This is a genomic window from Paraflavitalea sp. CAU 1676, assembly GCF_029223285.1.
Lineage (GTDB): Bacteria > Bacteroidota > Bacteroidia > Chitinophagales > Chitinophagaceae > Paraflavitalea.
Window position 1 is genome coordinate 103896 of sequence record NZ_JARHUJ010000013.1, and the last position, 11278, is coordinate 115173.

The window sequence follows — 11278 nt, forward strand, 5'->3', positions numbered from 1 at the left end:
TACTTTTTTAACGAAGTTTCTCTGAAATCACTGTATAGATTTCTAAATCTTGAAGGGTCTTTACAAATAGTGTATATCAATTCGGACACCTCTTTGACAAAATTCTCAGCAGCCACACTACTTCTGTATTTGTACCATTCCACTGCTTCTTTAAATTCTACCAAAGCCACCGGATCATAGTAGTGCCGGTATTTCATTTTTTCTTCTTTTTGAGTACGTCCCGAATTTGCTTATTGGCATCGGTGGCACTCACCATTTTGCCTCCATTCTTATAATGTGCGTACCTGCTGTCCAACTCCTTTTTAAACTCGTCGGTATACTCCCAATCATCCTGAGTTATCTCATCCTCAAACAAAGCATACATTGCCTTTACCTTTTTCTCTTCTGCTGTTTCGATAAACTGGTGAAGCTTTTGACGAATTGCAGCTGTCCTCATTATTGTCGTGATTTTCAACAAATTTAAGATTTAACCTGGTATCCCAAAATGCCATGTTCGTTCAGCCATTTATTCGTTTGCCGCACCAGCCACCAGGCCCGGGGCACTTGCGCCACGCCTTCCCCCACTTTGCTGTCACCGACGAGCCCGCACCTACTTCCCCACTCTCTTTTGCAGGTGTTCGGGATAGCGCGCCCCTTGCACGGAAATCTGCGCCGCGCCGGTTTCGATAGCAGCCAATTCTTCGGGGGTGAGTTCAAGGGAGGCTGCGCCGATATTCTCCTGCAACCTAGCCAGCCTGGTAGTGCCCGGTATCGGAACGATCCATGGTTTTTGTGCCAGCAGCCACGCCAAGGCAATCTGGGCAGGCGTAGCATGCTTTTGTACGGCGATCGTCTTCAACAGGTCCACGAATGACTGGTTGGCCTTTCTATTGTCTTCAGAAAACCGGGGCACGATATTCCGGAAATCCGTTTTGTCAAACTGCGTGTTCTCATTGATGGCCCCGGTAAGAAAGCCCTTGCCTAGCGGACTGAATGGCACGAAGCCAATGCCCAGCTCTTCCAATACCGGCAATACTTCCTGCTCCGGCTCACGAAACCACAAAGAGTATTCACTTTGAAGGGCGGCCACCGGCTGCACGGCATTCGCCCTGCGGATGGTTGCTGCACCCGCTTCGGATAAGCCCCAATGTTTTATTTTACCTTCCTTCATCAATTCCTTGACGGTATCCGCTACCTCTTCAATGGGGACATTAGGATCTACCCGGTGTTGATAAAACAAGTCGATATAGTCGGTCTTTAATCGGCGTAATGAAGCTTCCGCAACGGCTCTTATATTGGCTGAACTGCTATCCATCCCCAGATCGGGTTTACCTTCTTTAAATCCGAACTTGGTGGCTATAACGACTTCCCGGCGAAATGGTGACAGCGCTTCTCCCAACAACTCTTCGTTGACATAAGGCCCGTATGCTTCCGCCGTATCAAAAAAGGTTACGCCCGCTTCATAGGCCGCCCGCAACAGCCTGATCGCTTCCTGCTGGTCGGTAGCAGGACCATACCCAAAGCTCAAGCCCATACACCCTAAACCCAGGGCAGACACTTCTAATCCGCTTTTGCCTAATATGCGCTTTTTCATTGTATTAATTATTAACGATGAATGAATTGCCAAATCCACCCCAAAGGTCGCAATGATTTACGGACGAGCCCGTATACCGATTACCGGATCTCTTACCATTATTACTGATTGACCGGCGGGCAACCCACTAACCGGATAACAAGCTGTGAAGTTTGATGCAAGTCATTTCTTTGTTTGACTACGACACATAAAAAGAGGCAGGTCCGTTGCGTGGGCCTGCCTGCTTGTGGTACAGCCGCTTTATTTATTCAAATCGAACTCTACGTATCCTTCTGCGGCCCGGCGCGGCGCCCGGTCGATGTAGAATTGCCGGTCGGTGGGCGCCCAGGTGGCCATGCCATCCACATACCGGTTAAACATACAAAAGGCCGCTGCGATCAATACCGTGTCGTGTATCTCTCTATCGGTGGCTCCTTCCTGTCTGGCCGCCTCGATGAGTTGAGGCGTTACCGCTTTACCGCCCCGCTGTACAGCGCCGGCAATGGCCAGCAACGATTTCAGCTTATCGGATACAGGTGTTGAGGCATAATCCTTTTTCACGGCATCGATATACTGAATGTCGCATTCCAGGTAATGCTGCGCCAGCGCTCCATGAACATGCTTACAAAAGAAACAATCGTTGAGCGACGATACATAAGCACCGATCAGTTCCCGCTCTCCGCGGCTTAGGGTATTGTTATCATCTCTTAAAAGCACTTCAGCAAGCGCATTCAGTGGCTGTGCCGTTTCGGGACGGTAAGCCATTAGTCCGCGGATGCCCGGCAGTTCATTGTGCAAATCGATATGCGCCATCGTTAGTTTGTTTTTTGAGGTAATACATAACCAAGGGTTGTCATCCTTTTTCCCATCTCCTCATACGCCGCCGGATCGGTAGGCGTAAGGGTAGCCAGTCCGTCTACATACCGGTTGAACATACAGAAAGTGGCGGCAATGAGCACCGTGTCGTGCAGTTCGCGGTCGGTAACACCCAGCCATTTGGCCGCGGTGATGTCTTCCGGCGTTACGGCTGTACCGAGTATCTGCACCTTACCGGCTATGTGCAGCAAAGCTTTTAGTTTGTCGCTGATAGGCGCAGTCGTGATGTCCTGCAACACTTCATCCACGACGTTCTTGTCATCGCCGTACAAACAACGTGCTGCTGCGGCATGGCTGTTGCGGCAAAACATACAGTCGTTTCTATGCGATACATAAGTGGCAATGAGTTCCCGGTCGCCCTCGCTGAGGGGCGATTCGCCCCTTAAAAGAACCTGCGCCAGTTCATAAAGATGCTGCCCCGTTTCGGGACGATACATGACCAGGCTCCTGATGCCCGGTACGCCTTCGGGTACTTGTATATGTGCCATAAGTTGATTGTTTTGCTATTGTGAAGAATCGTTTAATGCTGGTTGTTGATGGCAGCCCGTCGGGCAAACAGCACGATCAGACCGATCACGAAAACCAGCGAAAAGATGAACAGGGCATTGCCATAACCGTCCAGGCCCGCCACCATCACCCCAACAAACAACACCGCTGTGCCCGTCACCAGCCTGCCCACGTTGAAGCAGAATCCGGTAGCGGTAGCCCGCATTCCTACGGGGAATAATTGCGGTATAAAACTGCTCAACACGCCCTGACTCGCCCCAAAAAATAAGGCGAGGCTGGCAATTTCAACATAGGTTACCGTGCTGAGGTGGGTGTTTGTTTTGAACAGTACTGCCGATAATACCGCACAGGCTGTAAAACAAAGCAGCATCGAGCGATACAATCCCAATGCATTGGCCAGCCAGCCCGATACAAACCCGCCGGTGAGTCCGCCGATGCCCATCAGCATCATACTCATGCCACGTTCCTCCTGCGCATCTGCTGTGCCCGATATGCTTTGTACCCAGGTTGGCAGCCAGGAGAAGATGGCCCACAGACCTATCAGCATGGTGCCGAAGATGAGCGCTCCGGTGATCACTTTTGGACGATGTTCGGTCGAGAATAATTCAGGTACCGTGCCCGATCGTTTTTTGTTGTCAGCTACCTGTTGCTTCCAGTAGTCTGACTCCTGGATCAGTAATATGCCGATCAACGATATTACAACGGGGATGATGCCTACGAGAAATCCTTCGCGCCAGGAGCCCACGAGGTAATTGATCAAGCCGGCTGAAAATATGCCTACCGGGAACGCGATGGATAATATGCCTGCAAAGACCTGCCGGCTTTTGGGCGGCCACACTTCGCTGATGAGGGTAAAAGAGATCACCAGCACCCCGCCTACACCAAAGCCACTGACGAACCGGCCAATCATCACTCCCCACCAGGTAGGCATTAAGCCTGTGAGGATGGTAAAGACGCCGTAGCATCCTATCGCCAGCAGCAGTGAACTTTTGCGGCCGATAGCATCACTGATGATGCCCCAGGTGAATCCACCAAAGGCCCAGCCAAATATGAAGAGGGCGTTGATATAAGCACTGATGCGGTTCAGTTCTTCGGGCGTGGTATTGCCCAGTAGTTCCCGCACAGCTACGGGCAGGTATACACTCATAAGGGTAGACACGGCGCCGCCGATCGCACTGCTCAGGAAGCAAAGGGTGAACAATACGACCTGGTAGGATCTGGTTTCTGTACGCACCATTGATGTTGTGATGGTAGTATCCATGTTGCAGATGGTTTATAGTGATTACTTGAGCAATTGATCGAAGGTGACGGATACATAGTACACGGCACCCACGGCTGGCGAACCGAATGCCTGGTACACTTTATGGTTTAACAGGTTGCTGCCGCCCAGGCGCACAATCGATTTGATGGCCGGCAGGGTGTAGCTGATGCCCGCATCGATCGTTGAGAAGGCATTGATGCGGCCTGGCCTCAGCTCGTTGAAGGAACCGACCCAGTCATACGCATTCTGCCAGCGCCAGGCCAGGTTAATGCCTATGTGTTTGGTAAGATGCGGGTTGCCAATGGTGATGGTCGAACGCCAATCGGGTGTATTGAAAGCCGGCACATTATTGGGATTGGCATCTTCGATATCGAATGAAGCCCATGCTGCATTGGCGCCCAGCGTATATCCTTTCTTAAACATATACGTGATGCCGGCAGTGGCCCCCTGTGAGGATACTTTATCCGATGCATTCGTGTAAAGTTGGTACAAGGTCATATTGCCGTTGAGCAGCTCGGCGGCCGCTGCAGGATTGATCTTTCCATCGGCTCCCAGTACCGCACTCTTCGGCTGCATCACCACCTGGTTGATGATGAAATCGGTATAACTGCTGAAATAATAATTCACATCTACCAGTATCCTGTTTTGCAATAAGACTTTGTACCCTATTTCAAAGGTCTTGAGCAATTCGGGTTTTATGAACGCGACATTCGCCTTCACCAGTTTGTCTTTGTGCTGCATGATGGCATCGGGTGGCGGAGTGCCCTGCCCTACGGCGGCGCCGAATGCCGGGGCAAACACGCCCATGGAGGCGGCTGTTACGGAGTTCTCATACACATTCATACCCTTACTGTTATTGGGCACGCCGCCGAGAATGGTGATGGGGCCTGCGTTCAGCTTAATGTATTGGTCGACAGGCGTTGGATTACGGAAACCGGTTTGGTAAGATGCGCGGAAGTTGTGCACTTTCGCTGCCGTATACACGGCAGAAAAGCGCGGCGTAAAGTTGCCATCGAAGTTCTCGTTCTTGTCGTACCGGATAGATGCGGTCAGTTTCAGCCTGTCGGTAAGCAGCTTCTTCGATACCTGGGTAAATACGCCGTATTCTTTGATGGTGATCTTTTGGCCTTTGTCGTCGAACAGGGTACCGTCGGTAAACATATTGTATTTGCGGTAGTTGCCACCGACCAGCACATCGAGCACTTTTACGGAGGAGCTCAGGTCGTATTGCCCCTCTGTATGAAAGAATTTACTGTTGCTGAAGATGCCGGCGCCGCCCATGCCCCGGAACTGGATCAGGCGGTCTTTCTGTGTGTTGAAATCGGCCGATCCCGGCTGGTACATGCCCTGGTCGGCAAAGGCTCGTGCCGCGGCATGACTATTCCCGGCCACATTACCCACCTTACCCTGGTAGGCCTGGGTATAGCGGTTGAACCACATATCGTCTGCCTGTTGGGCGCTAACCACGTTACCGTTGAGGTCGCGCACCCAGGTACGGTTGATGAGCTGCCCCAGTGATCGTGCGTTGTACGAATCGTGCGAGTTCTCTTCGGAGGTATACATCCGGATGAAATAATTGCTGCCCCTGACTTCAATGCGGTGATTTTGCAGGGTGAAGTTATTTATCGAGAACCGGTTGCTGCCGGTATAGGCCGCTGTACCCTGTCCGAACTTGTATTCATAGATCGCTTCGAGATTATCCGTAATGCGGTAATGAAGAGAGCCGCTGAGTTTGAGGCTGTAGACGTCATAGTCCATCAGGAACCGTTCTTCGTATCCTGTACGGGAAACCCGGCCAATACCATTGATGGTGCGGGCCACTTCATCGCCATATATGTTGAGTGCATTGCGTGCGGGATTGTTGGGGCCTTTGTTGGCCTCGGGCGTTTGGGCATCCACATCGGTGTAATTGGTAGCATACCAATCGAGCCCCTTGAGGTACGACGCATTCAGTTTAAAAGCAAAACGGTTGTTGAAGGCTTTGGCATAGCGGATGCCGACATCGGTTACGAGGTGCGGATTGGCCAGTTGCTCGCCAAAATGATTGGCGCCCAGTTTCACCTGTGCACTGAGGCCCTGGTATTTGAAAGGATCTTTAGTGGTCATCATGAGCACACCATTGAAGGCGATGGGGCCATACAGGGCCGAGGCGGCGCCTGGTATAAGTTCAGCACTCTCCATATCGAGTTCGGAGGCGCCCAGCATATTGCCCACCGAAAAGTTGAGGCCGGGTGTTTGGTTGTCCATGCCATCGATCAATTGCAGGAAGCGGGAGTTGCCGGTATGGTTAAAGCCCCGCGTATTGATCTGACTATACGTTAAACTGCTGGTGACCATCTCCACCGATTTAACGTTGCGCAGCCCTTCATAGAAATTCAAAGCAGGTGTTTCCCGAATGGCCGTGAGGTTCATTTTCTCAATACTCACGGGCGATTGTAGTATGCTTTCTGGTACCCGCGAAGCAGAGATCACCACCTCGTTGAGCATACCTGGTTGTTTTTTGAGGCCAATGCTGACAGGCTTGCCGGCATCAGCTACCACAAATTCATTTAGTTCATAACCAATCACGGACAATTGGAGTATAACCGGGAATTTTTGATTGGTATGTAGGGTGAAAGCGCCTTTGGCATCCGTGAGCGTGCCGGCCAGCTTGCCCTTGATGGTGACGGAGGCATTGGGTATGGGTTCGTTACTGGCCTGGTCGGTGACCGAACCGGAAATGGTTGTTTGCCGGGCAAACAAGGTCGAAAAGCATAGCAGGCAGGATATCAGGGTGATGAATTTTCTCATACGGGCAATAGTTGTTGGTTAGTAGTTATTTTTTCAGGTGGTCGTATCCCTGTGGCAAACGGGTATAGCCGTGGTTCACGAGGCGATCGGCCAGTGTGCCGAAGTACTCCGGCTTCTCGGGCATGGCGGTGGCGAGGCCGTCAACGTATCGGTTGTACAGGCAGAACAGGGCAGCGATCAATACCGTATCGTGTATCTCCAGGCCTGTGGCGCCTGCTGCTTTGGCGCTGGCAACCGATTCCTCCGTTACCTGTTTGCCGCTTTGCTGTACCTGTGCGGCGATGGTGAGCAGTGCTTTCATCTTATCGCTGACGGGCGCGGTGTGAATGTCTGTCTTTACACACTGTGTAGTGTCTGACTCTCCCAGCAACAGATCGGCCGCTGCGGTATGGGCCGTGGTGCAGAATTTACATTCGTTGCGGTGTGATACGATGGTGGCGATCAGTTCCCTTTCGGCTTCGGTGAGTGTATTGGGCCCGCGCAACAGGTATTGGGTAAGGTTGCGGATGGGCAAGGCTGAATCTTTCCGGTATTCCAACAGGCCGGTGATGCCGGGTAAATGTTGTTCCAGTTCGATGTAAGGCATGGTGTATGTTGAATGGGTCAATGAAATAGACTGCAGGTAACATGGCTTGCATGGGCACGCTGTGCTCATACGGTTGTGCAGTGCGGGTAACCCGCCTGCTCGTGCTTATGTTGTTTGGATCAGGACCATGTATAAAAGCTCAGGAGCGGTCTGCATCAGGAGGCTGGTGCGGGATGGCCAGGCAGGTTTGAAATAAACATGATGCCTGGTTCATAGCGTCCTTGTGGAGGATAGTCGGGGGGCATTGAAAGGTATAGTCAATGGTGCGGTCGTCATAATCACCCATCAGGGTTTTGGCAACATTGGTTTTGTGCTGCTTACTATCGGAGTGAGCCAGGCCGTTGGCGAGTTGGAAGTAATCGTTGCCGGCGGCTTTGATCTGCTCTTTGGAGTCGTTGGCGATGCATTTGAGGATCAGGTAGCCGTTCTCGATCTTTCTCTTTACGTACGTGTAGTATTTGCCTTCAATTTCTATTTCGCCGTAGCATCTTTCAAAATCCGACTGGCTGGGCTGATAAGGAATAATGATGGGTACTTTGAATTCGACCAATTGTGATTCGTGATAGTCGTTGTTGTCGATCTTCCGTTCGAGGAGTTTGTCGGCGTCTTTGGTGAGCATCCCTATAACGATACGGTAACCGTACCAGTTAAAGAAAAGTAAGGCAATCAGGCATATGGCAGCTGGCTTTTTCAAAGCAGTCGTTGGTAGTACCTAATTTAAGGAAATTTCCCACACAAACATGAGGGGGCCGTGATAATTTGCCGGTAAAGCTGTATTTCATACAATTAATACGGAAATTGATCCGGTTCGGCGGTTTATGCCAGACCTCCGGCAGACATATGAAATACAGCTGCCGGAAGCCTGGTATGGGAATTACCCGAGTGGAGAACAACTACAACAGTAGCGGGTAAAAGAGAAGCCGCCTCCTGTACAGGAAACGGCTTTGAGCTATAATGCTAACCTACTTATTTTACTACGATCCACCGGTTGAGGTAATGTTCCGGTGTTTCGATCACGATCTTGTAAAACTTCGACGGTATGCCTGTTACGTCGATCTCTGCTGTCTCACTGGCCAGAGGAACTGTAGCTTTCAACACGTATTGGTCACGGCCGCCTTCTTTGAACTGATTGGTGGTCGTGAGCCAAATCTTTGCATTGCCTTTGCGGCCGGTAGACTTCCAGCTTACTTTAATCTTCCCGTTTTCCAGTTTGGCCCCGGGATGCGTAGCAGAGATATTGCCGCTTAACGGTACGCCGTCTACTTCCATCAGCTGCTCGCGCGGAATCGTTACGCCTAAGAAGTTCGCGATCGATGGCATGATGTCTACAATGCCAGGATTGCCGGTCTTGAAGTAGTTGTTCAGCTTCTTTGCGTTGGTCACGATCCAGGTGCTTCTTTCCCGGTTCGACTGGCCTCCATGGCCCTTGCCGGTTGCACTGTCGCGTCCATGGTCGGTGGTAATATAGATCACCCAGTCTTCTTTAAACGCCTTCTTACGGTAACTGATAGCATCCCACAGGCGGCCCATCTGCTTGTCCATGTAACCAATCGCCTCGTGAAACTCGGGACTGTCACCATACCGGTGGCCCATATCGTCGGTGTACTCGAGGTACACCCAGGATAGATCGGGCGCATCCTGTTTGATATATTCGGCAGCTTTATTCACCACCGCTTCGTCGATGCGGTGCATATACTCCTTCTTTTTGTCGTGCGGGTATTGCAGGGTATCCAGCTCCAGCCCGTCGAAATGATAGTCGAGTTGAATGCCGCCGGTGGCTGGCAGGCCCTCTCCCACCAGTTTGGTGCGGTTATCGAGCCAGCTGGAGAAAATGGCCGTCTTCTTCTGCGGGTATTGCGTCTTGAAAAAGCGGAAGATGGTCCAGTAGTTATAGTCGGGTGCGGCGATATCATTGTCCCACACATTGTGTTTGTTGACCCAGGTGCCGGTGAGCAGGCTGTTGTAGCCTACTGCCGAGATGGTGGGCGTTTGGGAATACCCGCCTTTTTCACCACCCACATGCGCGCGGGTAAAACCGCCCTCTTTGGCAATCCTGTCGAGGTTGGGGGTTGGCTGCTGCTCGATCACGTCGGCCGCAATACCATCTACGATCACAAATAATGCTTTCTTCTTTTGCTGGGCCTGTGCGCCCGTTGCTATAGCAAACAGAACGACTGCCGTCAATAATCCTTTCATCATGGTTTTTTCAAAATCGTTGTTATTGTAAGATCCACATGGTGCCGTTGATATTATCTCCGCCGGGATACTGGGCTTTTACGGCATTCTCTACATTTACCCGGTTATTGGTGTACTCATCGTTGGGGTACATCCAGCGCCTTGGTACCACTCCCCCATTCAATATGCCCGATCCGCTTACATCGAGTGCAGGGAACCCGGTACGCCTTTGCTCGTAGAATGGCTGCCAGCCGGTATTCATGAACATACTGATGTACTTCTGCGTAATGATCTGTTTTACTTCCTGCCCGGCCTGCAAAGCTACGCCAGCCTGTGCAAGGTAATCATTGATCTCGGTGGCTGTATAGGTATTGTTATAATTGGAAAAGTCCAGGGATGCTTTGATGCCGTTCTTGTAATAAGTGGCCGCGTCGCCGGTGATCCAGCCACGTACCACCGCTTCTGCCAGGATAAATTGCAGTTCTGCATAGCTCATCAATACGCTGGGCTCGTTGATGGCCTGGTAAGCGTAGCGGTCATTGATCTGTGAAGCGTTGCCTGCTCCCCTTTTCGCTGTATTGTACGACAGGGAGGCGCTGCCCTTCAGTCCGTCGTAGCCGTTGAAATCCTTCACGGGCAATCCGCCGGATGGCTTGGGTTTGCCGAATACGAACAACCGGGGATCTTTCAGGTCCTGTAATATATCCACGAAGGTGCTATCCAGGTAATAATCCGTTTTCATCGAGTTGTTGTTGAAATACGGATACTGGTTGCCCGTGATATCGTAGTAAGGCAGGCGTCCGTTATCTGAATTGGATGCCAGTAACGGGTATTTAGCCGGATTGGAGATGATCTCGTTAAAGCGTTGTTTAATGTTCAGGGAGGCTTCGGCTTCTTTTTTGGAGAGGCTCATCAACACGCGTAAGGTAAAGGAGTTGATCAGCTTTTTCCAGCGTTCGATATTGCCGGCATAAACGAGGTCACCGGCGATGGCTACATCTGCGGCAGACAGGGAGTCGCTGGCAATCTTCAACTCGTCGAGCGCACCTTTGTATACATCCTGCTGTTTATCATAACCGGGCCTGATGGCGGCGGTATCGGTAAAGTTGTTGTTGCGGATGGACTGCATCATCTTCGAGTAAGGGATATCTCCAAAGGTCTGCGTCATGCTTATGATGAAATAGCTGGTAAAGAACTTGCCGATGTACCGGTAGTTCTTTTTGCCAACACGGGCTGCCTCCTGCTCCATCTTCATGACCTGGCTGATGCTGCCATAGCCCATACCGCTGCGCTGCCAGCCATAGTACTGGGAATTGCTGACAGATTGCGTGTACACGAGGTAGCGCGATGCCAGCGCCGCATCGGCAGATATCGTAGAGAAGGCCGTTCTTTCAATGGCTGGTAACAACAGCGAGGGATCGGCTACCGTAGGGTTATTGGGATTGATCTGGAACTCTTCGAACTTCTTACAACCCGTAGCAGCTGCCAGGGTAAGCAGGAATAATATTTTATATCGTTTCATTTGTTGCTT

10 protein-coding genes are annotated in these 11278 nt (G+C 51.3%); all 10 read right to left on the reverse strand.

What is annotated here, in order from left to right; all coding sequences use genetic code 11:
- Nucleotides 1-193: 193 nt before the first annotated feature.
- Nucleotides 194-436: a hypothetical protein gene (locus P2H89_RS33985; protein ID WP_275835768.1), complete on the reverse strand. Its 243-nt coding sequence runs from the start codon at nucleotides 434-436 to the stop codon at nucleotides 194-196.
- Nucleotides 437-589: 153 nt separating this feature from the next.
- Nucleotides 590-1573 carry an aldo/keto reductase gene (locus tag P2H89_RS33990; protein ID WP_275835770.1) on the reverse strand — a complete coding sequence of 328 codons (984 nt, stop codon included), beginning with the start codon at nucleotides 1571-1573 and terminating at the stop codon, nucleotides 590-592.
- Nucleotides 1574-1813: 240 nt separating this feature from the next.
- On the reverse strand, nucleotides 1814-2365 hold the full coding sequence (locus P2H89_RS33995; protein ID WP_275835772.1) for a carboxymuconolactone decarboxylase family protein: 552 nt from the start codon (nucleotides 2363-2365) through the stop codon (nucleotides 1814-1816).
- Between the two features lie 2 nt (nucleotides 2366-2367).
- Nucleotides 2368-2916: a peroxidase-related enzyme gene (locus tag P2H89_RS34000; protein ID WP_275835774.1), complete on the reverse strand. Its 549-nt coding sequence runs from the start codon at nucleotides 2914-2916 to the stop codon at nucleotides 2368-2370.
- Nucleotides 2917-2948: 32 nt separating this feature from the next.
- Nucleotides 2949-4196: an MFS transporter gene (locus tag P2H89_RS34005; protein WP_275835776.1), complete on the reverse strand. Its 1248-nt coding sequence runs from the start codon at nucleotides 4194-4196 to the stop codon at nucleotides 2949-2951.
- 21 nt (nucleotides 4197-4217) lie between these two features.
- Nucleotides 4218-6986: a TonB-dependent receptor gene (locus tag P2H89_RS34010; RefSeq protein WP_275835779.1), complete on the reverse strand. Its 2769-nt coding sequence runs from the start codon at nucleotides 6984-6986 to the stop codon at nucleotides 4218-4220.
- Between the two features lie 25 nt (nucleotides 6987-7011).
- Nucleotides 7012-7572 (reverse strand): peroxidase-related enzyme, encoded by a 561-nt coding sequence (locus P2H89_RS34015; RefSeq protein WP_275835781.1) that lies wholly within the window; start codon nucleotides 7570-7572, stop codon nucleotides 7012-7014.
- A gap of 139 nt (nucleotides 7573-7711) precedes the next feature.
- Complete coding sequence (locus P2H89_RS34020) at nucleotides 7712-8266, reverse strand: hypothetical protein (protein WP_275835783.1); 555 nt, start codon at nucleotides 8264-8266, stop codon at nucleotides 7712-7714.
- Nucleotides 8267-8538: 272 nt separating this feature from the next.
- The gene (locus tag P2H89_RS34025) at nucleotides 8539-9771 is read right to left on the reverse strand and encodes an alkaline phosphatase family protein (protein ID WP_275835785.1); all 1233 of its coding nucleotides are present in this window, start codon (nucleotides 9769-9771) and stop codon (nucleotides 8539-8541) included.
- Nucleotides 9772-9790: 19 nt separating this feature from the next.
- Nucleotides 9791-11269: a SusD/RagB family nutrient-binding outer membrane lipoprotein gene (locus P2H89_RS34030; protein WP_275835787.1), complete on the reverse strand. Its 1479-nt coding sequence runs from the start codon at nucleotides 11267-11269 to the stop codon at nucleotides 9791-9793.
- Nucleotides 11270-11278 lie beyond the last annotated feature (9 nt).

Bases quoted from the DNA above. Each gene is read 5' to 3' on its own strand.
- P2H89_RS34005 (WP_275835776.1), bottom strand. From the start codon at position 4,196: ATGGATACTACCATCACAACATCAATGGTGCGTACAGAAACCAGATCC.
- P2H89_RS34010 (WP_275835779.1), bottom strand. From the start codon at position 6,986: ATGAGAAAATTCATCACCCTGATATCCTGCCTGCTATGCTTTTCGACC.
- P2H89_RS34015 (WP_275835781.1), bottom strand. From the start codon at position 7,572: ATGCCTTACATCGAACTGGAACAACATTTACCCGGCATCACCGGCCTG.
- P2H89_RS33990 (WP_275835770.1), bottom strand. From the start codon at position 1,573: ATGAAAAAGCGCATATTAGGCAAAAGCGGATTAGAAGTGTCTGCCCTG.
- P2H89_RS33985 (WP_275835768.1), bottom strand. From the start codon at position 436: ATGAGGACAGCTGCAATTCGTCAAAAGCTTCACCAGTTTATCGAAACA.
- P2H89_RS34000 (WP_275835774.1), bottom strand. From the start codon at position 2,916: ATGGCACATATACAAGTACCCGAAGGCGTACCGGGCATCAGGAGCCTG.
- P2H89_RS34025 (WP_275835785.1), bottom strand. From the start codon at position 9,771: ATGATGAAAGGATTATTGACGGCAGTCGTTCTGTTTGCTATAGCAACG.
- P2H89_RS33995 (WP_275835772.1), bottom strand. From the start codon at position 2,365: ATGGCGCATATCGATTTGCACAATGAACTGCCGGGCATCCGCGGACTA.
- P2H89_RS34030 (WP_275835787.1), bottom strand. From the start codon at position 11,269: ATGAAACGATATAAAATATTATTCCTGCTTACCCTGGCAGCTGCTACG.